Genomic DNA, 21,066 nt, shown 5'->3' on the forward strand with positions numbered 1-21,066 from the left:
AACTGGTCGGCGCCCGGTTTGTCCACCGCGCGAAGGCCCCGCCCCGCCACACACCCATCACCCCGCAACCGGGCACGCACGCCGCCGGAGGCGGCTCCTCGCCGCAGAGACCGGTCACGTGTAGCGCCTCTGTAGCCCGGGGACCTCAACGTCGCTGGGGGCTTGGTCGGCGAGGAAGGCCGTGACGCGCTCGAACTGCTCGGCGGCCCGCTGGGTGAGCACACGGAGGGGCAACGCCGCGGCGTTCTGGAGGGCCGCATGCTCCAGGGCGGGAACCCCCTGGGGGCGGGCCTGGTCGGCGAAGAGCGTGTCGAGGTGGGGCCCGCGCAGTTGTACCGGACCCACGCGATGACCGTGCACGTTCAGAGAGACGTAGTGGTGGAAACGTTCCATGGTGGCGACCCGCTCGGCGCTGGGAGTGTCACCCCATTCCGCGGTAATCGGCGCGATCGCGGAGATCGATCCCGCGGTGGTGGCCAGCGTGGATGCGTTCTGGACCAGCGAAAGGCGGACCGCTGCGGGCAAGCGGGCCAGGAGCTGTGTCATGCCGTGGACCTGGCAGCGGTACTTGCGGAAGTCCTCGAACATGGCGGCGATGGTCTCGGGTGCCGCACCCGTCAGCGTGATGAGCTCGTCGAAGTACGGGCGGAACGGAACCCGCTGGTCGTCCGGGGTGTCCCGGCGCGATCGCACCGCGCGCAACAAGTCCCGTGCGAGCAGGGCAGTGATCAGCCGGTCGGTGGGCCCGCTGCCGCCCGGGCACACCCACACGATCATTCGAGAGTCCATCGCGGTGCGGATGTTGTACGCGCCGACCGGCTGGCCGAGGAACGCCCGGGTGACGGGGTTCGACGACAGGCGGGCGATGGGGTTGAGGACCACGCCGAAAGCGTCCGGGGGCAGGGTCGGGAAGACGGCATCCCACCAGGAGCGCGTCTCCTCGTCCAGCCGGCCTGCCACCGCGAGGAGCGCCGCCTGGCGGAACGCGGCATCGGTCAGCAGGGCCCGCACGTGGAAGATCGTGGACTGGTCCTGGGCGCGGCCGGCCTGGCAGGCGGCCTCGTTGACGGTGACCAGGACGGCCAGCGCGGAGGTCAGGATGGTGATGGCGCGGGGCGCGGTCACGTCGTCCCAGCCCAGTGCGGAGGCGTAGGCGTCGGTGATCGCCTCGACGACCTCGTGCGCCGACTGTCCGTTCTGCATGCCGAGCGGATTCCACGAACTCACCCGGGGCGCCGGCCCCAGGCCGTTGAGGTCGATCAGCGCGATCCGCTCCATCAGCGGTTCGTGCGCGAGGAACGGGAGGGCCCGCGGCCAGGAGTCCCGGTGCGGGTCGAGGAACAGGAGGCCGCCACCGGCGTGGGCCCAGCCGATCGCCTGTGCGAGGGCACGTTCCGTCTTGCCGCCACCCGCCTTGCCCACCCCGACCTCGAACAGGGTCTCCTCGGCGTAGGTCGCGACCAGCCGTCGCCGCCCGTCGGGGCCTTGGTAGATGCCCTGGAGGAGCAGGTCTGGGTTTCCGAACTCGAACGTCGGTAGATCACTGGCCAGCACGGGCAAGCGGCAGTGCACGGTCGGCGGCTTGAGCAGGCCGGTCAGTTCCTCCAGCCGCACCCAGTTGGCGCGCGGCGGCTGGCAGTGGCCGAGGTCCCAGCGCCGCTCGAAGCCCTTGCGGGTGGGCCAGTGGTCGGCCCCCACACGCCACGGTCCCAGCCGCCATCCGCGCATCGCCCACCGGGAGCGGCCGCCAAACACGTCGAACGCGGCCTGGAGTTGGGCGAGGCGGGCCTGGGCCCGCCCTTCGATGTTCGAGGCGCACAGGACGAGGAGTTGCACGCGAACGAGCTGGTCGTCGTCGGCGAGCTTGCCCAGCGCCTGGGCCGGCTCGACGCGGCGCGGGACCGGGGGCATGACCAGCCTGCGGCCGGGGCCGCCTGAGCGGGGCTTGCCACTGAGGAGTTCTTGCAGGTGCCAGCTGAGCGAGTCGTCGATGCCGGCGGCGTCCTGTCGCAGCCAGCGGGCCGCCCGCCGTGCCTCCCGGTGCTCGGAGCGGCGGGCAGCGCTCATGAGCTGAAGCCGCCTGGCCTTCAACGCCCACTTGGGGGCGCGCTGGATGTCGAGCCGGATCTCGGCGAGGTCGCCGAGGTCTCCCCGCAGGTCCGCCACGGCGTCGATGAGGGGCTGGAGCGGGTCGGGGACGAGGGGCACCTCGCGCAGGGGAGCGGTGGGCTTCCCGCGCAGGATGAACTCGGCCCGCACCGTGTGCCGGCGGGGCTTGTCGGTGATCGGCAGGCCCTTGATGACGGTGACGTCCGGACCGAACGGGTCGATGGACAGCAGACGTTGACCGCCCGCGGGCCCCTCGATGCGGTAGCGCAGCGGGCTGGAGCCGTCCGCTCGCATCCGGATCTGCACCGTCTTGGCGCGGCGAGGGGCCCACCAGGGCATGGCCGTGGACGCACGGGACAGTTGCACGCCGCGGCGGAAGATCTCCTCCAGACTCGGCTCGAAGTGCCTGTTGGGAACCAGCTCCAGGGCCATCCGTTCCTCCGACGCCTTGGCGGCCAGGCGCCGCACCACGTTCTGGCCGGCCGCCCACCCGGCACCGATGAGCAGGGCCAGCAGGTACCAGTGGTCATAGAGCCAGGCCACTGCATCGAACAGGCCGGTGACCAGGCCGACCACGTGTCCGGCCGCCGTGGTTTCGGCTGTGTTCAGGTACGGGGTTGCGGGATCCACGCGGGACCTCCGTTTCGCGTCGTGGGGGTGAAGTACCAGTCGGTGATGCGGCCGTCGGTGTAGGTGCCGCCGCGGTCGATGCCCGCCCACACCAGGTGCACCACCACCCGGCCCGCCGGGCCGTCACGGCGGGCGATGACGGCCTGGACGCGGAACCGTTCCGTGGCGAACGCCGGAGCGATCACCTGCTCCGTGCTGTCGAAGAGGCCCGGCCACTTCGCCCGTCCGACACCGGTGGCGTCCGCGCGCAGCAACACGGCACCTGCGGCCCGCAGATCCCGCTCGTCGTCGGCAGGCAGGTCGGCGGGCCATGCCGCCTCCAGCAACTGCTGGATGGCCCGGTCACCGGCCACGCCCTCACCGTGCGGGGGCAGGGCAGACATGCGGGGTGGCCCAGACGGCACGGCATGCTTCCCGCGTCTTGCCGCTGCCGGGGCAGAGGCCGCCGACGTGCTCGACTCAACCGCCCCGAGCTGGGGTCGGGACACCACGGGTGCGGGCGGTCCCGTCGGCGGCAATGCCTCGTCCTCGTGGGGCATACGCAACAGGAGTGCCCCTGCGACGGCGAGGATCAGACTCGCGACCAGGAGCAGGGCGGTGCTGCGGGCAGAGGGCGTTCTCACAGCAGCCGGGCCCCTCCCGCGAAGCCGGACATGGCGCTGACCGCGTCCAGTCGTACGACGCTCCCCGGTCGGGGAGCGTTGACCATCTGGCCGCCGCCGACGTAGATGCCGACGTGATAGATCGTCGAATCGTGGCCGGGAGCGTAGGCGTAGAAGACGAGGTCACCGGCCTTGAGCGCGCCCGTGCCCAGACTCGCGGGGATCCGCCGGCCGACGCCCGCCTGCGCGGCTGCCGTGCGGGGGAGGCGGATGCCGACGTGGGCGTACGCGTAGGTGGTCAGTCCGGAGCAGTCGAAGCCCTTGATGGCGGTGCCGCTCTTTCCGCTCGGGGAGCAGCAGATCCCGAACGATGCACCGCTCGCGTTGCCGCCGCCCCACGAGTAGGGGACACCGCGCTGCGAGAGCACCGCGTCGACGACGTCCTTGGGCTTCCCGGACACATGGCCCAGGTCCGGCGTACGGGCGGCAGCGGTGTACTGGTCGATCCAGCCCAGCACGTTCGCGACGTAGGCGTCGGAGTGGTTGTACTGCAAGATGGCCGCCTTCAGCTGAGAGCGCTGCGCGAGATCGCGGCCGTTGTCGCACAGGTATATAGCCGCGCCGAGAGCGGCGTCGTCGGCGTTGTGCGGGTCGGCCGTTCCGCCGCCGTTCGCGTCCTTGCCGACCTTCTCCCAGGTGGAGGGCAGGAACTGGAAGGGCCCCACGGCCCGTTCGCCGTTCGCGGTGCCGTCCCACTTCCCGCTGTCGGTGTCCGTCACGGTCGTGGTGTTGCCGCCGGCGCCGGAGCCGTTGAGGAGAACTCCGTAGATCTTGGGGCGGATGTCACCGTCTGCGGCGATGCTGCGGCCGATGGCGTGGTTGGACTCGACCTTCGCGATCCCGGCGAGGACCGGCCAAGCCATGCCCCGGCACTTCGGCACATGCTGGCCCACCTGCGAAGCGGCCTTCTTGTAGGCGGTGAGCATGCGCGGCGGGATGTCGGCCACGCTGCCGCCCTCGGCGATTCCGCCATCGTCGGCGGCTATCTGCAGCGCGGTGACGGCACCGATGGCGCCCGATATCGGCGCGGCGCAGCACACGGCCGCGAACATCAGCAGCCCGATCACACATCCCCACCGGCGGATCGGGCGCCCGGCCCGCCTCATTCGTCCTCGTCCCTGCGCTGGCGACGGGCCCGCTCCTGCTCCCGCCGCTGGCGAATCCGCTCGGCCTCAGGCGCGGTGCGCCGCAGCAGCTCCTGCATCCGCACGCGCGCCTCGTCACGCGTGGCACTGCGGGCGCTGCCGATCCCGGGAAGAACCGGCCTCTGAAGCCGGCTGCTCACCGGCGGCCGCACGGCGTTGCCGCCTCCCGCCGACGGCTGCGGACCCGGCGCCGCCGAAGCCGTGCCGCTCCCCGTCGAGGAGCCGCCACCACCAGAAGAGGCAGCCGAAGCCGTACGGCCGACACTGGCTGCGGCTGTCGCGGTCGGCAGGCGGCGGCTGGCTCGGACCTGGGAAACATGCCGTCCTGTGTCGCCCCAGGCGCGGACGTCCTCGCGGACGGTGTTGCCCCACACCTTCCGCTGCTGGCGGGCATCCTGCTTCATCCGGGAACCCTCCGACCCGGCCCGGCGCACGTTGGCCGGCAGACCGATCGTCGACCCGTACGCGGCGCGCCCGCTCCGGTTGAGGATGCGGTAGCCGCGGAAGCGGACCAGCCGGTTGTGGGCGCGGGTGGACAGCAGCGTGCGGTCCGTGTTCTGGTCGTGCAGCACCCCGCCAGACGTGCCGTCGAGGACCTGCCCGTCCTCGTTGCGGTACCGGTCAGGGGGCCCGCCGGGCCTGCGCGGACCGACGCCGCCTCCACCGAGAGGCCCGCCGCCTGCGGGACCGTGATCCGGGTTCCCGTCCCCGCCGGCCGTCGCCTTGCGCCACTTGGCGAGCTGCTCAGCGTCCGGTCGCTTGCCGATCAACAGCCAGCCGGTGCCCTTCGCTCCGAGCCGGGCGCCCAGGCCGCCCATGGCGGCCGCCGCGGTGAGCGGAGCAAGACCCCGCCCGGCTTCCGCGGTCGCATCGGCGAGGAGCCCGCCCGTGTCGACGGGCATGCCGGCCCCATCAGTGAACGACGCGAGCGCGCCCATCAGACGATGCCGGGTCCCCAGCAGACCGAACCGGCTGACCCCACCGGCAGCGAAGGCCCGCAGACCGCCGCCGTAGCCGCTCATTCCCGTCGGCAAGTTCATGGCGAGCGCCGCGCCGAGCTCGCTGGTGTCGCCGGGCAGGTGGGTGCCGCCGACCTTGGCGTAGCGCATCCGCATCGCCATGCGCTGCCCGAACGAGGTGATCCCGGTCAGCAGGCGGCGGTGCCCGGCAGCGCCCGCGATGGCCAGCACGTCGATGAGCAGGATCCGTTCCACCATCAGGTCCGGACCGTTGGTGATGGTGGCGTCCACGGCGATGCCGAAGAACGGCACGAACGCGCAGATCCCGACCAGTGCGAGGATCGCGATCCCCCAGAGGGACAGCCACTTCCACACCGACTGGCGTGCTGGCCCGGGCAGCATGGCGGCGATGAAGGTGATGCCGCCGAGGGCGGCGGCCGCCGCGCAGATGCCCTGGGTGCCGAGCAGGACGATCGCGGAGGACAGCAGCATGCCGCAGATGAACAGTGCGGCGATCAGGAGTAGGGCGGCGCCGCCGACCCGCGACCAGGTGGGCTTCTGCGCGTAGGCGGCGCTGGCTTCACCGACCGGTCCGGCCTTCTTCATGTCTGCAAGGAAGGCGGCGAACTCAATGTCCTCGTCGCTGACGAGCGCGTTGGAGACATCGAGCAGCTCTCCGCCGGGAGTGAACGCCGGCAGCCCGGTGTCGCCGCCGGTGCCGGCGTTGTCGCGCTGGCAGTACTCCTTGGCCGGGCCGATGAGCGCACCGCAGGGATCGTCCTTCTCGTCGCTGTCGCCGTCCTCAGCACCTGCCTTGTAGGCACCGGCAACCCACTTCAGATGGACCGCGTACGCCTTGCTGTCGGACTCCTTGGCGGGGTCGAGGATGCGTCCGTACTGCAGCAGCATGAACGGCTTCACGATCAGCGCGTTGGTGATCGAGTCCTGGAGGGGGCGGGCAACGTCCGTCGAGGAGACGGGGGCTTCGGCCTCCTGCTGAAGGCACTTGATTTCCGCATTGCCGGCCATGCCCTCGCACGGGCCCAGGCCGGCGAGCTTGCCGCCCCAGTTGTAGGAGTTGACGCTCTGCTGGGCCACCTCGGCGGCCACCTGCTGGGTCTGCCCCAGTGGGCCGTCCTGGGTGAGCAGGTAGTCGGGGCGGACGAACGCGGACGCGGCGAACGCAGCAATCAGCAGGGTCAGGAAGATCTCGCCCAGACCACGGCTCACCCGGCCGCGCACGATCATGAACCCGGCGAAGACAAAAGCCCAGGCGAGCAAGAGCCCCTTGAGGCCGAGGGTGTCGACGACCACGTCGTTGTAGGCGTCCGAGACCTTCTGCGCCGGACCGGTGAGGATCTTCAGCAGCGGGAACCGGAAGGCGACCTCGATCGCCCAGCCCGCCAATCCCACCAGTAGCCGGATGGCGGCGAACAGGCCGGACAGGGCGAACGCAAGGGACTGCGTCTTGAAGCTGACGATGGAGCCGCCCTCGGCACCCAACTCGTAGCCGTTGATCGGCACGCCCTCGGAGGAGGGGATGTTGAGCGGGGCGAGGAGGTCTCCGGTCTCGCTGTTGCTGCTCGCCGCATACACGACCTGGCTGTTCACCATGACGAACACGCCGGTGAGTAGCACGACGAAGCCGGCCGAGCGGAGGGTGCCGCGGTCTGGACGCCACATGTCAGCGCCGCCTCTGCCCAGCGGCACTGCGCCGCCGCCACACCACGAGGCCGGCCAGGCCCGCACCGGCCGGCATCAGCCTCCACGCCGCACCGGCAGTGTCCGGCTGCTCGGCGGAGACGGAGTTCGTGGTGCCGCGTTCGCAGTAGTCCTTGGCCGGGCCCACGACCAGGGCGCACGGATTCCGGTCCGTGGGGTGGGCGTCGGCGGCGAAGGCCTGCCCCGCATGCGGCCACCACGCCTCTGGGACACCCACCCCGACGGCCAGGACGAGAACGCCGAGGGCGACGGCGATCACAGTGAGGACACTCGCGGCCGCGGCCAGGCGCCGGGAGCGGTCCCAGGAAGAAGAGGTCATTGGACGAACTCCTTCGAGCGGGTTCCCGCGCTCTCGGCGGCCCCCGGCTCAGGCATCGAAAGCGAGGCAGTTCTCGTGCGGCGTCCGGGTGTGGTGGTGATCGCCGAGGCGATGCGGTCGATGCGGGGGATGACGGCTTTCACGCGGCCGGTGTTCTGCCGGGGGCAGGTCAGCAGGAACTCGCCCTCACGTCCGCGCTGCCCGACGGGGGACAGCCCTGTCGTGACCAGCCGCACCAGCTCCGGATCGTCGGCGTCGAGCCCGACGAACTCCAGCCCCCGGCGCGCGCGTTCACGGTCTGCGGTGCGGGCCAGTGCCCGGTAGGCCATCAGGCCACGGTCGGGGCCCAGTTCCTCCGCGTCGTGGGATGCGGCGAGGAGCCCGGCGCCGTGCTTGCGGCCGTCGTGGAGGATCTCGTGGACCAGCGCGGTGCCTTCGGCGGACGATGTGAGCCAGTACAGCTCGTCCAGGACCACGGCGGTGAACCGCTCGGGGTCCTCGAACGCGGTCTGCCGGGCGATCGCCGCGATCAGATACAGGACCGCGCGGCCGATCAAGGCCTCCAGCGGCTGCTGGTGGAGTACCTCGGGCTTGTCGAACGCTGCCTTCGGCGGCAGCTTCAGCCCGCTCGTGGTGATGACGATCATGTCGGAGCTGCTGGACGCGTCCAACCTGACCGGCGGCAGGTCGGGGTCGAACACCATCGCCGCCAGTGAGTTGGTAGCCACGACGCGGATGAGGCCGGCCAGGGTGGCGGCCGCGTCCTGCCGCTTGCCCGCCTCCCTCCCGGCCATCTCCTCAAGAACCTCCAGCACACGGCGCATGGACGGCGCCTCGCTCGCGGCGGCCTGTTCCACGGCGTGGTGCAGGACCTCCCCGCTGGTACTCATCGGCCCGATGCCGAGCTGCAGGGTGAGATAGGACAGGGCATAGTGGCGTCCCTCGGGGCCTGAGAACATGCGCAGCGGGTCGATGGACACCTCCGCCTGCGCGGCGTCGATGATCTGCACGCGGCCCTTGGCGGCACTGCGCGCGAACGTCGCCCACTCGCGGACCGGAGTGCGGTCGATGCAGATCGCGCAGCCGCCCCGCGCCCACACCGCCTCCGCAATCAGCTTCTCCAGGACGCTCTTGCCCGCCCCGAGGTCCCCGACGATCCCCATCGACGCGGAGGCGTCCTGCTTCGGCGCATCCGCCACGTTGATCATCACCGGGCGGGTGGTGCCGCAGTCCAGGTCGATACCCAGGAACATTCCGCTGGGGTCGCCGAGCTCCGCCGTGGTGAACGCCCCGGACAGGGCCCAGTCCTCGGAGACCTGGTGCTGGGTGAACTCCCGCACCACACCCGGCCGCGCGGTAGCCGGAAGGCCCATGGTGAACAGGGCTTCCTGGAGGCCGGCCGGACGCACGGCCCGGTAGTCGGCGCCGCCGAGCAGCGCGGTCAGCGCCCGGGCCCGGGCGTCGCAGACTCCGGCGGTCGGCCCCCACACGGTCAGGACGGTCACGGACTGCACCTCGACCTCGACCGACGTCCGCGACAGCCTGGCGTCCAGTTCACCCAGGTCGCGGGCCGCGTCGTTGAGGGACGCGGGCATGCCGGTGGGGCGGGCGTCGTACTGGTCGGCCTGGTCGATGAGCTCGTTCTTCTTGTGCCGCACCTGATCCCGCGCCTTCTCCGCCGGCACGAGCGTGAGGTCCACCGTGTAGTCGACAGGGAAGTCCAGCAGCTCCAGCTGCGCGAACAGGTCCGCGGCCGCCTGGCCCACGGTGGGCGGGCACTCGGCGAGCGCCAATTGCGCCTGGTAGCCGGTGCCGGTGTCGGACTCGACCTGGAGCCAACGCCGCCGCAGCGGGGAACCGGAGTTCAACCGCCACCAGGCGCTCCGCCCCGAGCGGGTGAGCTGACCCTCGCCCTTCAGATCGTCGACGTCGTCGACCGCCGGATCGATGCCGCCTTCCTGGAGCCGCACCTGTCCGAGATCGGCGTAGCTGGGGGAGTGCAGCACTCCATCGCGCAGCCGGCTGCCGTAGAGGTCGCTGCGTTCCGTGTCCGTGAGCAATGGCTCCGGCATCCCTCGGTGCAGGGCGTGCTGGATCATCCACACGACCTCGGCCGGGCGGGCCGGACGGAAGGCAATGCCGCCGGCGAGCGCCGCCTCCACCTGGGAGGCCTGCTCGCGGTACGCGTTGACCTCACGACGGGCGACCGGCGCGGGCCGGATGCCCAGCAGCGGGCCAAGCTCGGCCCACATCGCGCCCCAGGACGCTGACACCTGAAGGCCAGCCGTCTCGGTCTTCAACGGGACGGCCAGCCACAGCGTGCGGCGGTGCATCTCCTGCCCGTCCAGCAGGTCCAGGGTCGCTTCGACGTTCTCCGCCCACGGATGCGGCCCGTCCACCTCGCCGTCGGGCTCGACACCGTCGAGCATGCGCAGCGCCACCTCGCCGGGATCGACCTGCGCGCACAGTCCGTACAGACGCGGCGCTCCGGACAGGGACCGCACCAGGTGGGTGATCTTCGACAACTGTTCGTCGCGGACCGCGGCAGGTACGTGGGTGCCCTGAACGGTCTCCTCGCGCCGCCCGTCGACATCCGGGCCGGGGTGCAGCCGGTACAGGGCCCACACGCTGCCGTGCGTCGACCAGACCAGGTGACCGGCGATGTGGCGGACCGGGATCCTCACAGCGTGACTCCGTTCCGCTCGGCGAGGGCGAGCAGCTGCTGCACGCCAGAGACCGGCCCCGGAGGGGCTGTTGGCCGGGCCGCGGCGGCACGGCGGCGCGGTGCACGTCGGCTGGGCCTGCGGCCCGCAGGTGCAGGCCGCCTCGTCGGCGAGTGGGGGAGTGCGTCCTCGATGGTGAAGCCGCCGAGGACGGGGCGGGCGGAGCGGTCGCGTGCAGCCCGGCCGCCGATCCGGCCTCCGCGGGGCTGCCAGCCCAGAAGCAGCCATCCCAGGGCCGCCTGCAACGGCGCGCGGCCTCTGATCTTCGGCCGGCGGACCATCCAGATGGTCAGCAGCCAGGCCGCGATCGGTAGAGGGCCCATCCAAGACCACCAGCTGATGGTCTTGATCAGGAGGAAGCAGCCGCCGACCGCGACTGCGATCTGCGCCGGGGTGTAGGGCCCGAGCGGGATCTTCCAGTCGGCGACCTTCCCGAGCACCCACGGGTGACGGCGCGCGGAGGTGTAGAACCGGCCCACCCGTCCCTCGACCGCGCTCACAGCGTCCCTCGCGATCCAGCGGCCGTGTGCCCGACAGAGCTGACACGCTCGACGATGCCGGGGACCGCGGGGGCGCTCTTCGACGGGTTGTTCACCTCGTCCTCGAACATGCTCGCCAGGTCCTCGCGCGAGTTGTACAACCCGAGCGCGATGATCATGAGCATCAGGGCGCCGATCCCGGCCTTGAGGCTGAACTTCTGAATCATGATCACGACGACGAGGCAGAGGAGACCCGTCTGCAGGCCCTTGGTCGCCCACTCCTGGAACATGTTGATCCACGAGTTGCCGAGGTCGTTCAGCTCACCGGCGAGCAGCACGCTGTGCACCGTGTTCACCGCTCACCTCCGGCCCGTGCGGCCCCCGACTCCAGAGCGGCGACTTCCCACCGGCCCGAGCGCGCCCGCATCACGAGCTCGTACGCCAACGGCCACCGTCCCGCCGCGTCCCACGCCTCCACTCGCGTGGCGATCCGGATCCGGGTGCCGTCGCCCGGCACCTCCTCGGCGGCCGCCGCCTTGTCCACCGCCAGGACCTGCCCCACGGTGACCCCCGTGTACGGGGCCGGAGCGACTGCGGTCAGAGCAACGCCGGGCGCCAAGTACCGGCCCACCTCGCCGCTGCCCGTCAGGTAGGCCCCGAGGAACTCCCCGACAGCGGACGACAGGTCGCCGTCCGGGACCGTCACGCCATACGGCGACGCCGCAGCCTCGGCCCGACCGGGCCCGGGCACCACCGAAGGCGGGCCGGTGACGGTAAATGCCGCGCCCGTACGGTCCATTGCCACCGGCACTGCGTAGTAGCGCACCGAGCCGTCCGCGGACTGCGCAGCAACTGTCACCGACCACGTGCCGCCCCCGCGCTGCGCACTGCGCACCGCCGTGACGGATGCCGGCTTCGCCTGCGCACCGGGCGCCGGGTCGGGCAGGTCGACGTCCGGCGCCAGCGCCTGCGCAAGCCGTGCCTGCGCACTCGTGGCGTCGTCCGCGGTAGTGCGCAACCAGGTGGCGAGGAACAGTTGCGCATAGCCCGCCGGGTCGGCCGCGGCCGCAGCAGTGCGCACTGCGGTGGGGGTGGCTGGTGCCGCTGCCGCTGCCGCGACCGTGGTCGGGGTGGAGGCGAGTGCGACGGCCAGGGCGACCGGTCCGGCTGCGATGACCGTCCAGACCGCGAGGCGTGACAGCCGCACGCGCCGCCGCATCGCCTCCAGGTTCGCGCCCGCAGCCATCGGAGCAGCGGCGCCGCCCGGGGCCTGCTTGGCAACAGACATGGTCGAACTCCCAGGTCAGAAAGGGTGATTGCTGACCTTGAGACAACCGGCCGGCCCCGACCAGACCACCGACCACCAGACCCCGACCACGGTCACGAAGGGGACACGAATCCCATGGTCGGGTCTGTGGTCGGGTCTGGAATCCGCCGAAGGGGCGACCACAGACCCGACCACATCCCGAACCTCCGGACGGCGAAATCCCAGGGAGTGACGTCGCCCGAGATCCCGGCCTGAAACGCCCCCCAGCGCGGACACACGGCGCAGCACCGGAGGAAGCCGCGCCCACTGCGCAATAGGGGACAGCGCACGCTCGGTGAGGTTCTCAGCAGAGGGACCCGAATAGCACAAGTTGGGGCTGTCCCCTGCACGCGCTTTGCGCCCCGTTGCGCAGCGTCCCCAACGTGCCCGTCGACGCTGCGCAGTGCATAAGAAGCAGAGTGCGCAAGGCCACTGCGCAACTCCTGAAGCTGCAGCGACCCGACCATGAACCCGACCACGGTCGACAGCTCGGAGTTGCCGGATCGTGACCGATGGTCGGGTCTCGTGGACGCCGATCTGGTCGGGTCTCCCGAGTGTGCTGACTGCATGAACCGCACCCACGCCTCCGCACGGGAGACCGCACGCCGACCGACCGCCACGTCATCACCGACCGGCCCCTGCCGCCCTCGGTCCGCAACTCTGTCGGTGCGATCGTCGCCGCGCGGCTCCGCGCGGCCCAGGCCTACTCACCGCCCTCCACGGCCTCCAAGCACGACTACACGCCTGGCTCCCGTCTCACGCGCAGGAAGTCCGTGCGACGGCAACCGCGGCCGCACGGTGACCGAGGTGCTGACCTACCGGGCTCTCACCGAGTGCGCCGGCCCCACCACCGCGCCCGGCGATGACCTCTGCCGGGCCTGCCTCGGCTGGCCGCTCTGCCGCACCTGCCCGGGCCCCACCCGCAGACGCACCCACCCCGCCAGCGACGGCCGTTGCACCACGTGCGCCACCGCCTGACCAGCCCACCAGAAGGACGACACCGTGACGGACACGCTCAACTTGCGCCCAGCCTCGCTCGGAACGCCCCCGCGGCCCTTCCTCGACGCCCTGGGCCCATGGGAGACGGAACGCTCCCGGGCGCTGCGCACCGGCCATCGACGGGACGGCGCCTGTTCGCCCGACTGCCAGCCCGAGCTCGTCTACGAGCGCGGGCGGTGGGGCTGGCTCGCATGGACCGTCCCGTACGACGGCACGCTCCCCGACCTCCCCCATCACATCGGCGTCCTCGCCCCCGCAACGACCCGCATACAGCGTCTGGCCGTGCGCTGGCTGACCCGGCGCCCCGCCCGCCGCGTTGCCCTGCACCCCAGCGCTCCGGGGTCACTGCGACCCTGGACCCTCGCCGTCGCGCTCACCAGCCTCGCCGCCGGCCTTGTCGTCATCGTCCACGGCGCCCCGTGGGACATGACCTTGCCGGTCATGCTGCTGGCACCGATGCTGGCCGCTTGCGTTCCCGGGCACCTGGACGCCTGTGCCCGGCAGCACGTGCGCACCGTCCATGGCGACGCAGCAGTCCGCTACCTCCAGCGCCTGACTACGGTGCAGACCGTCCTCACCGGGGCTGCGACCCGCACCGACCGCTACGAACTTCGCCGGCCGGCCGAGATCGGTCAGCACGTGCTGTGGGATGCGGCCGGACTGCTGCAACACCAGGACACCCGCACTGCGTCGGCAGGACTCATTGCCCGCGAACGGCTCATGGTCCAACTCGCCGACCAGGTGACCTCAGCCCACACGCGCCTGACCGACCAGGCTGCCCCACGACAGCGCGGAGCCGCGCGACCGCTCGGTCCATACCCGCCCGCCCCCACCCCATCGACCGAGCGGGGGTCGCACCCCGCACACGACGATCCACACCCGAAGGGAAGCTTCCTCGTGTCCCAACGAGACGACACAACCCGCAACACAGACGTCTTCCTGCTCTTCGCTCACGAGCCGTACTACCCCGACGACGGCGCGCAGGAGATCAACACCACCGCCGTGGCCGCCGACACTCTTCTTCACCCGAAGGTGAAGCAGCCTGACGGCGCCCGGATCCACGCCCTCCTCACGCAGGGGCGTCGGCCTGGCTGCATCGTGCCCCTGGCGACGCTCACCCACGAACTGGGGGGCGGCGACAAGTGGCCGGCGGTCGGCGACTTCGAGCGCGTCACCATCGACCTTGTGGCCCTCGTTCGGCGCCAGCTGTGCGACGCACTCAGCCTCGGACTTCCCCACGTGGAACGAGCCCTGGTCTGCATCGGACCAGGCGCAGACCAAGAGGTACGGATCTTCGATTCGGCAACGGGAGACTTCATGGCCTACGGGCAGGACGATCGCGCCGCAGTCCTGACTGAGGTCCGCCGGATCCTCACGTCCACCAAGTTAGAGAGGCCCCTGTGACCCGGCGATCACCTACTGCCGGCCCGGTGAACGGTATCCACCGGTCTGGGATTTCGTACGCCCGCCCGCCAGCAGCAGGCCGAGTCGGGCGGAGCCGCCCTTCTGGTGTCGCCCGCACGAGGGTCGCTGGCTGCGCGGGAGAACCGGCGTCTGCTGAGCGCGCTCAAGGCGGCCAGCCGGATGCGGATGACCGGCGCACACTGGCATCTGCTCCTCACCACCAGCCGGCAGTCTTTCGGCCCGCGCAGCCAGCGCGCCCAGGCGCTGTACGCGGTGCTGGGGGAGGTGGCGGCTCAGCACGCGGCGCCCGCCGAGGACGAGGGCGCTGGCCCGCAGGCTCGCCATGTTGAGCAAACCGTTCGCCACCGTCACTGAGACCGGACAGCAGCACACCCGCCCTGGCCCGGATTCTCCGCTGAGCGGATGATCGACGTCTGGGAGGACCTCGGCTCCCTCGCGGAGGTCCAAGTCATCGCCACAGATGAGGACGACCGGGCGACACGGAGCAGCCTGGAGACCGCCGTCGCGTTTCGCCGCCAGCTGGTGTCGACGCTCACGTAATGCCTCAGCGGCAGGGTCAACTTCCCCGCCCAGACGTTCGAACCCGATGGTCCCGTAAGCGGCCCTGTCAGTCCCTTCTGCAAGCATGCCGTCGTGACAACCACATCATCTGATCAGCGCCCTGCCGAGGACGCCCTGGAGTTCCTGCGTTCCGCCTTCGAGACGGAGTGGCGCGAGCCGGCGCTGGGATACGACGGTGTCTCGGCGTGGGAATCCGAGCACGGGGTCGTGCTTCCTGAGCCGTACCGGAGTCTGATCACCGAGATCACCAACGGCTCGTCCCTCGGACCGCCGGAAGATGGCGGCCTCCTCCCTTTGGGCTGGCTCCCACCGGACTGGCCGTACGACAGGGAGCGGAGTCCCGCCGCCCCGTTCCCGCTCCAGGAGGCCTGGTCCTGGGAAGGCGAACCCCTCGCCGACGACCATCACGAGCGCGTCGCCGACGTCTTCAACCACGGCTCCATCGTGCTGGGCACCGAGGACGGCCCCTCCTACTGGGTCCTGGTCGTGACCGGTCCCCAGCGAGGCAAGGTCTGGGTGGTCGCTGAAGTCGGCGCCTACCCGTATCAGAGGCCGGAGGTCTTCGGCTTCCTGGAATGGGTGCGGCGCTGGCACGCTGGCGACGGCTGGTGGGACTGACCACAGCCCGCACCGAGCCCGATGCCCGATGGCGGGCAACCGGCTCGAACGCATGCGTGGGGAAGTTGACGCTGCTGCTGGGGAATTACGTGACGTTCCACAGCTGGCTGCCGCAGCCCGGTGGGTGCAGGAGCACCACGGCACAGAGGTAGCGGACTCCTTTGTCACCTACCTCGGGAACGCGTCCTCCAGGAGCGCTACTCCGCCCGCACCATGAGCTGCCCGCAGAAGCACGCGGGGGCACGACACCCCCACCCCGGCTGCCGTGGAGCCAGATCAACTCCGTACCCCGCTGGTCCCCGAGGGCGTCCGTCCGGTGGTGCCCAAACAGGTGCTTACAGACAGCGGTTCGTCACGAGTTCTGAAGGCACCTGCCGATGCAGCCGAGTCGTGTCGGCGGCTCGCAACAGGGCTGCCACAAGGTTTCAAGATCGCTTGACCTTGCCCCAGAGGGAAGGGCGACAGTGTCTCCGTAGATCACACGAGCGAGCGGTGTGCGCTCGCCAGCTGGGCAGGACGAAGAGGGGAGTTCGAGTGACGGCGACCTGCGTCATTCTCGATATCGGTGGCGTGCTGGAGATCACGCCGGAAACGGGGTCGGTGCAGCGCTGGGAAGAGCGGCTGGAGTTGCCCCTCGGCACTGTGCATGAGCGGCTGCGCGACGTGTGGCAAGCCGGGAGCGTCGGGAGCATCAGTGAACGAGAGGTATTCGAGCAGGTGGCAGCACGCTTGGGGCTCGACGCGCCCCAGGTTGAAGGCTTCATGGCTGATCTCTGGGCGGAATACCTGGGAAAGCCGAACGAGGAACTCATCGCTTATGTGCAAGGGCTGCGAGGAAGCTGCAGGCTGGGCATCCTGAGCAACAGCTTCGTTGGCGCCCGGGAGCGGGAGACGGCGCTGTACCACTTCGACGAACTGGTCGAGCAGATCGTGTACTCGCACGAGATCGGCATCGAGAAGCCGGACCCGCGTGCCTTCGAGGCCGTACGTGCCAGCCTGGAGGTGCGGCCGGAGAGCTGTCTGTTCATCGACGATTTCCCAGTCAATGTTGCGGCTGCCCAGGCGGCGGGCATGCAGGCGCATCTGTTCGAGGACAACGCCCGGACGATTACGCGCATCGCAGCTCATCTGAACGCTGGTCCCCGGGTTGCAGGGCCTGTCCCGCTCGGATGACGTCGGCCTGGCCGGCCTTCAGCGGTTGCCGGACAGGCGGTGGAGCGGTTGATCAGCCCGCTTCTGCGTGTTCGGCACGGGCTCGGGTGCTACTGAGCTTTTCGGTTCGGGGTGACGTTGACGGTTCTCGCTGAAGGTGAGCCGGACTTGGTATGTCGGGACCAGCTGGCTATTCGTCTCAGTCGCACCAGCGACACCTCCAGCCGGACGGGCTGGGGCACTAAGCTCTTGCTCATGGCCGACGATCATGCAAACCGGGTGTCGAAGATGAGCGAACGTGAGTACTTCGCCCGCGTTGGCGATCGACCCGGCATGTTCGTAGGCAAGACCTCCTTCCACATGATGACCGCTTTCCTGATCGGCTACGACCAGCACGCCAGCCGCCACGGCGGCCACGGACTCGCTGGCTGGCACGAATGGCTTGTCACCCGCCGTGGCCGAGACTGCCAACATTTCTGGCCCGGCAAGGTCCTTCACATCGCCCTTCCAAACGGCTGGGACAACATGTGGAACCTCTCGGATGAAGACGAGGAGCGTGCGATCAAGGTCCTGTTTGAGTTGCTCGATGAGTTCGCTGCCGAGCGCGAGGCAGCGCACGGCTCATAGACCTCAGATTGGCTGCGACGCCGGGCCGCACCGTGTCTCGCTCAGGGTGAACCGCTGTCCGTCAGGGTCTCGTCCCAGTTCGCCTCTACCGAAACGGGACAGACATCATGGTGGCGTCGTGATCAGCCCCGTCTCGGCGATGAACCCATCGAGCAGGTCGGGCCGGTACTGCATCCGTTTGAGGCGAGTGCGGGCCAGCCCGGCCAGGCCATCGATACTGCAGGGGGCCAGATTGCCCAGGCTCTTCTTCAGGTGGGCCCACACGCCCTCGGCCGGGTTGAGATCCGGAGTGTAGGTCGGGAAGCGGAAGACTGTCAGCCACGGCCGCTTCCCGATGCGATGTCCCGATCTGCCCTTCTTGGCAAGCGGTCCGGCTCGCGACGCCCTCACAATTCCGTCCACGCTCGTGCCGCGCCACCACCCAACGGCACCCACACGGCCGCAGTAGGTCCGTGCTCCTCGGCATCCTCCAACACGGCTGCTCCCAGGGGTACTTCGCGGGAAAAGGCTGCGACGAGCGGATGCTGCGTGACCATCGCCTGCAGATCGCTCACCCGGTCGTTCAGTCTCGCTCGAGAGGCCCCGGTCAGCACGAACAGCACACGTGGAAAGACCGGGTACCAGCGCAGCCACGACGGCCCGGCAGGGGGTGCCTGTCGGCGACGGCCGACCGATTGTGCCTCGTACCGGAACAGACGGGCGTACTCGATGAGCTTCACGGCCAGCCGCTCACTGCTCATGGTCGTACGGTCGACCTCAACGAAGGCACGCAACTTGCGGCGCTCCTCACCGTCGACCGCGGTGTAGTACATGAGCGCGTCGGCCACGATCCGCTCACCGTCACCGATCACGTGCGAGACCTCCGGAGTCCAGTCCCAGGGGCCGTGCTCATGTCCCAGCCGCCGGGCATCCGCTGCGAAGGCCAGGTGTGCGCGCACGACTGCGAGCGTGTGCGAGGTCTTCAGCGACGCAGCCGTTTCCGAGGTGATGGGGTAGGCATGCCGGCCCCGTAGGACGGGCAGGTCCCGGGTCACGCGGGCACCGTGCGGGGTGAGGTACCAGGCCTTGGTATGAGACCTGCCTGGCCTCGGCGGCTTCGTCCAGTCGATGAAACCGTCGGCGCGCAGCTTGCTCAAGACCCGGGATATGACCTGTCGCGTGCTCAGTGGGCACAGCATCTGGTGCAAGTGGTCGGACGTGGCGATGCGATGTTGAGCAAGCGCGGCCAGCGCCTGGTGGCGCAGAGGCTCTGAGCTCGACGGCCTGCGCGTGGCAGGCGTGTCCTGTGCTGGGTGGTTCATGCAGCGTCCTTTCGAGGCGTGTCGCTGCCGCGGAGCGTGCAGTGCTCCCGGCCGCAGTGGTGAGCGAACCGACGAGGAGCGCGCCCCGAGGTCCCGTGAGGTGCGGCCCGCACGGCTGTGAGCAATCCGTCGGACCTGATGCTGACGAGAGAATCAGTGACCCCCGACCCGATCCCCGACCACGATGCCCCGACCACGGTCACGAACATGAAACGTCTCTTGATCCGCGGAGGGTGATCGCCGTTGCGGACCCGACCACGGGCCGCGCCGTTGACGGAAGGGCTCGCTCTGTGAGGTGTGTTTGATCCCAGGCCAGGTTCTGAAATGACCGTCCGCCTGGGCGGGGACGCGATGGGGTAGGACGTAGAGAAGCCAACGAGAGAGGCGCGCCGAGTGGACGCTAGCGTCGCAGCGATACTTGGTGCAGCGATCGGTGCTGTCGGTGGTGTAGGCGGCGGACTGCTCACCCTCGGCACGCAGCTCCGGAGTCTCGAAGCTCAGCATCGCGCGGAGGAGAAGCGCTGGCTCGCTGATCTTCGCCGCGAGACCTATACAGGCTTCGTCACCTGCGCGAAGCAATTCTCCAATGCCGTCTGGAAGGCATCCGATCTGCTTCATGGCGAAGGCGCTGTCGAAGAGTGGGAGAGTGCCCGCTGCAGAGTGCACGACGCCTGGACTCAGTTCAGTGCCGCGTCAGCGGCGGTCACGATGGCAGGCCCGCACACGGTGGCTGCGGCCGCTGAGGATCTGCGAGAAGCTCTGAGGCTGTGGGAGTTGGCGACTGGCACCTGGATCCGGGCTGCGATCCGGCAGGGTACTGGGAGTCTCGCGGAGCACGACCGGCAGTTCATGGCCGGGTTCGAGGCTAAGAAGCCCCTGGAGGTCGCGTTCCAGGTCGCCGCACGGCGAGCGTTGGGAACCGATACCTGAGTCACCAGAAGCTTCGTGCCGGTAGTGCCGGGGCGCTCGGCAGGCTGGACGCGATGGCCGGTCCGCAGCAGCAGATGCTGCTGCGGGGCGTGGTGGCGAGCCACGCCATGCCGGCCATCGTTGCGGCACCCGGTCCGCAAGGGACCAACGACCCGTAACCGGGAGCCGCGTTCAAGAGGCGGTGAGACAGGGCCACACCGCCAGGTCCTACTTTCTGGACTTGCGCTGGGTGGCCTGCTCGAGGATCCGCTTGCGTGTCCACCGTCGGCGGCCGCCCTTTTCAGTGAGGGCGTCCGGAGTCTGCAGCAGGGGGAGATTGCCCTGGGCAAGGCTGCTGGAGAAGGAGCCGACGCTCTTGTAGCCGAGCAGCGCCGCGGCCTGGGACGCGCCCAGAAGCTCTTCGGGATTGCCGTCGACAGGAACATCAGGCAGCGCCGGCGCCTTCCGCGTGGAGCCGATGTGCTGCCCGCTGCCGGGCCGGCTCTCCTGCCAGTCGAGAAGGGTCTGCGCCCGCCACAACTTACGGCGGTACGGACGATCGGGGGAGCCCATCTCCTCGACGACGTCCGGGGCGGGGAAGTACCCGGGGTGGTCGCGCAGGAAGTTGTTGACCTGGCTGATGTTCTTGTAGCCGAGGAATCTCGAGGCGTCCGCGGCGTTCAGGAGGTCCCCGGGGTCTCGGGAGGGCGGCGTGTGGTCGGTGATCCTCGCCAGCTTTCGCTGGGCGAACCACTTGGTGACCGCGGCGTGGTCCCACAGGCGGGCGCGCCGGCGCATGTCGGCGATCTCCGGGAAGCCGTTCTCGGCGCGCTTGTTGTAAAGGCCGCTGATCCGCGCCGACGTCAGACCCTGCTGGTCCGCGATCTCAGCGGCGTCAGCCAGGCGAGGCTTGCGTCGTGAGGTCATGGCGGAACCGTCCGTCCGTCGGCAGGCGAGCCAGCCTGCCCGGCGCGCTACTCCCATAATGGCAGAAGGTTGTGATGGTGGTCTACCACGCTGCCCAGGTTTTCCCGGGCAGTAGACCTCACCCCTCTGGAATCAGACACACACCGCGTCGCGCGGCATCCTCAGCCATCTCCGAATAGGCCATGGCCGCCGGAGTCATCTCCCACTCGGACAAGGCGAGCAGCAAGACCAGCTCATCTCGGTCCTGCGAAGCGTCACACGGCAAGCCGGCCGCGCTCACCGTCGCCACCAGGACCTCGGGCGACACTCCGGCGACACGATTCGCAACGGCCCCGCGCACGCTTTCAAAGCCCTGCTGATACAGCTCGTTCGCCTCTTCCAAGAGCCGCAGCAACAGAGTCTCGTCGCGACTGGCCAGTGTGGCCGCGGCGAGTTCGAGGAGTCGCTGGGTGGTCGTTGTCACCATGACAGTGTGCCTTCCGAAGTTGAGTAG

At 69.9% G+C, this 21,066-nt stretch carries 20 protein-coding genes; 7 read left to right on the plus strand and 13 right to left on the minus strand.

Features of this window, described 5'->3' with window-relative positions; genetic code table 11:
- Positions 1-114: 114 nt before the first annotated feature.
- From ACIBLC_RS38020 to ACIBLC_RS38060, 9 genes are all read right to left on the minus strand, one after another.
- Complete coding sequence (locus tag ACIBLC_RS38020) at positions 115-2,739, minus strand: ATP/GTP-binding protein (protein ID WP_399216039.1); 2,625 nt, start codon at positions 2,737-2,739, stop codon at positions 115-117.
- Complete coding sequence (locus tag ACIBLC_RS38025; RefSeq protein WP_399216040.1) at positions 2,715-3,122, minus strand: hypothetical protein; 408 nt, start codon at positions 3,120-3,122, stop codon at positions 2,715-2,717. Before ACIBLC_RS38025 ends, ACIBLC_RS38020 begins: the two co-directional genes overlap by 25 nt.
- Before the next feature lie 236 nt (positions 3,123-3,358).
- On the minus strand, positions 3,359-4,468 hold the full coding sequence (locus ACIBLC_RS38030) for a C40 family peptidase (RefSeq protein ID WP_399216041.1): 1,110 nt from the start codon (positions 4,466-4,468) through the stop codon (positions 3,359-3,361).
- Between the two features lie 35 nt (positions 4,469-4,503).
- On the minus strand, positions 4,504-7,188 hold the full coding sequence (locus tag ACIBLC_RS38035; RefSeq protein ID WP_399216042.1) for a hypothetical protein: 2,685 nt from the start codon (positions 7,186-7,188) through the stop codon (positions 4,504-4,506).
- A gap of 1 nt (position 7,189) precedes the next feature.
- Positions 7,190-7,546, minus strand: a complete 357-nt coding sequence (locus tag ACIBLC_RS38040; RefSeq protein ID WP_399216043.1) for a hypothetical protein — start codon at positions 7,544-7,546, stop codon at positions 7,190-7,192.
- Positions 7,543-10,230, minus strand: coding sequence for an ATP-binding protein (locus tag ACIBLC_RS38045; RefSeq protein ID WP_399216044.1), 2,688 nt, complete (start codon positions 10,228-10,230; stop codon positions 7,543-7,545). The genes ACIBLC_RS38040 and ACIBLC_RS38045 overlap by 4 nt, the downstream gene beginning before the upstream one ends.
- Positions 10,227-10,769 carry a hypothetical protein gene (locus tag ACIBLC_RS38050; protein WP_399216045.1) on the minus strand — a complete coding sequence of 181 codons (543 nt, stop codon included), beginning with the start codon at positions 10,767-10,769 and terminating at the stop codon, positions 10,227-10,229. Before ACIBLC_RS38050 ends, ACIBLC_RS38045 begins: the two co-directional genes overlap by 4 nt.
- On the minus strand, positions 10,766-11,104 hold the full coding sequence (locus tag ACIBLC_RS38055) for a hypothetical protein (protein ID WP_399216046.1): 339 nt from the start codon (positions 11,102-11,104) through the stop codon (positions 10,766-10,768). The genes ACIBLC_RS38050 and ACIBLC_RS38055 overlap by 4 nt, the downstream gene beginning before the upstream one ends.
- Positions 11,101-12,036 carry a conjugal transfer protein gene (locus ACIBLC_RS38060; RefSeq protein WP_399216048.1) on the minus strand — a complete coding sequence of 312 codons (936 nt, stop codon included), beginning with the start codon at positions 12,034-12,036 and terminating at the stop codon, positions 11,101-11,103. The genes ACIBLC_RS38055 and ACIBLC_RS38060 overlap by 4 nt, the downstream gene beginning before the upstream one ends.
- Before the next feature lie 1,020 nt (positions 12,037-13,056).
- Here ACIBLC_RS38060 and ACIBLC_RS38065 point away from each other — a divergent pair.
- The 6 genes from ACIBLC_RS38065 to ACIBLC_RS38090 all read left to right on the plus strand — a co-directional run bounded on the left by ACIBLC_RS38065 (position 13,057) and on the right by ACIBLC_RS38090 (position 17,436).
- Positions 13,057-14,457 carry a hypothetical protein gene (locus tag ACIBLC_RS38065; RefSeq protein ID WP_399216049.1) on the plus strand — a complete coding sequence of 467 codons (1,401 nt, stop codon included), beginning with the start codon at positions 13,057-13,059 and terminating at the stop codon, positions 14,455-14,457.
- Between the two features lie 105 nt (positions 14,458-14,562).
- The gene (locus ACIBLC_RS38070) at positions 14,563-14,832 is read left to right on the plus strand and encodes a hypothetical protein (RefSeq protein ID WP_399216050.1); all 270 of its coding nucleotides are present in this window, start codon (positions 14,563-14,565) and stop codon (positions 14,830-14,832) included.
- 48 nt (positions 14,833-14,880) lie between these two features.
- The gene (locus tag ACIBLC_RS38075; protein ID WP_399216051.1) at positions 14,881-15,018 is read left to right on the plus strand and encodes a hypothetical protein; all 138 of its coding nucleotides are present in this window, start codon (positions 14,881-14,883) and stop codon (positions 15,016-15,018) included.
- A gap of 93 nt (positions 15,019-15,111) precedes the next feature.
- Entirely contained in the window at positions 15,112-15,657 is a 546-nt protein-coding gene (locus ACIBLC_RS38080; protein WP_399216052.1) for an SMI1/KNR4 family protein, read from the plus strand.
- 534 nt (positions 15,658-16,191) lie between these two features.
- A complete protein-coding gene (locus tag ACIBLC_RS38085) occupies positions 16,192-16,830 on the plus strand; it encodes an HAD-IA family hydrolase (RefSeq protein ID WP_399216053.1) in 639 nt (212 codons plus the stop codon).
- A gap of 234 nt (positions 16,831-17,064) precedes the next feature.
- Positions 17,065-17,436, plus strand: coding sequence for a hypothetical protein (locus ACIBLC_RS38090; protein WP_399216054.1), 372 nt, complete (start codon positions 17,065-17,067; stop codon positions 17,434-17,436).
- A 105-nt stretch (positions 17,437-17,541) separates the two neighbouring features.
- Here the strand turns inward: ACIBLC_RS38090 and ACIBLC_RS38095 are convergent, their stop codons facing one another.
- Entirely contained in the window at positions 17,542-17,838 is a 297-nt protein-coding gene (locus tag ACIBLC_RS38095; protein ID WP_399216055.1) for a transposase, read from the minus strand.
- Positions 17,823-18,737, minus strand: a complete 915-nt coding sequence (locus tag ACIBLC_RS38100; protein WP_399216056.1) for a replication-relaxation family protein — start codon at positions 18,735-18,737, stop codon at positions 17,823-17,825. The genes ACIBLC_RS38095 and ACIBLC_RS38100 overlap by 16 nt, the downstream gene beginning before the upstream one ends.
- Positions 18,738-19,130: 393 nt before the next feature.
- Between ACIBLC_RS38100 and ACIBLC_RS38105 the strand changes: the two genes are divergently transcribed.
- On the plus strand, positions 19,131-19,667 hold the full coding sequence (locus ACIBLC_RS38105) for a hypothetical protein (RefSeq protein ID WP_399216057.1): 537 nt from the start codon (positions 19,131-19,133) through the stop codon (positions 19,665-19,667).
- A 207-nt stretch (positions 19,668-19,874) separates the two neighbouring features.
- Here the strand turns inward: ACIBLC_RS38105 and ACIBLC_RS38110 are convergent, their stop codons facing one another.
- Positions 19,875-20,573: a hypothetical protein gene (locus ACIBLC_RS38110; protein ID WP_399216058.1), complete on the minus strand. Its 699-nt coding sequence runs from the start codon at positions 20,571-20,573 to the stop codon at positions 19,875-19,877.
- Positions 20,574-20,691: 118 nt separating this feature from the next.
- Positions 20,692-21,039 (minus strand): hypothetical protein, encoded by a 348-nt coding sequence (locus ACIBLC_RS38115; RefSeq protein WP_399216059.1) that lies wholly within the window; start codon positions 21,037-21,039, stop codon positions 20,692-20,694.
- Between the last annotated feature and the right edge of the window lie 27 nt (positions 21,040-21,066).

Origin of the sequence: Streptomyces sp. NPDC050535, from assembly GCF_044457665.1 — a bacterium.
GTDB lineage: Bacteria > Actinomycetota > Actinomycetes > Streptomycetales > Streptomycetaceae > Streptomyces.

What these genes read in the sequence shown, in the direction of transcription:
- ACIBLC_RS38025 (WP_399216040.1), bottom strand. Translation starts at nt 3,122, where the DNA reads ATGTCTGCCCTGCCCCCGCACGGTGAGGGCGTGGCCGGTGACCGGGCC.
- ACIBLC_RS38035 (WP_399216042.1), bottom strand. Translation starts at nt 7,188, where the DNA reads ATGTGGCGTCCAGACCGCGGCACCCTCCGCTCGGCCGGCTTCGTCGTG.
- ACIBLC_RS38040 (WP_399216043.1), bottom strand. Translation starts at nt 7,546, where the DNA reads ATGACCTCTTCTTCCTGGGACCGCTCCCGGCGCCTGGCCGCGGCCGCG.
- ACIBLC_RS38060 (WP_399216048.1), bottom strand. Translation starts at nt 12,036, where the DNA reads ATGTCTGTTGCCAAGCAGGCCCCGGGCGGCGCCGCTGCTCCGATGGCT.
- ACIBLC_RS38075 (WP_399216051.1), top strand. Translation starts at nt 14,881, where the DNA reads ATGATCGACGTCTGGGAGGACCTCGGCTCCCTCGCGGAGGTCCAAGTC.
- ACIBLC_RS38090 (WP_399216054.1), top strand. Translation starts at nt 17,065, where the DNA reads ATGGCCGACGATCATGCAAACCGGGTGTCGAAGATGAGCGAACGTGAG.
- ACIBLC_RS38100 (WP_399216056.1), bottom strand. Translation starts at nt 18,737, where the DNA reads ATGAACCACCCAGCACAGGACACGCCTGCCACGCGCAGGCCGTCGAGC.
- ACIBLC_RS38110 (WP_399216058.1), bottom strand. Translation starts at nt 20,573, where the DNA reads ATGACCTCACGACGCAAGCCTCGCCTGGCTGACGCCGCTGAGATCGCG.
- ACIBLC_RS38115 (WP_399216059.1), bottom strand. Translation starts at nt 21,039, where the DNA reads ATGGTGACAACGACCACCCAGCGACTCCTCGAACTCGCCGCGGCCACA.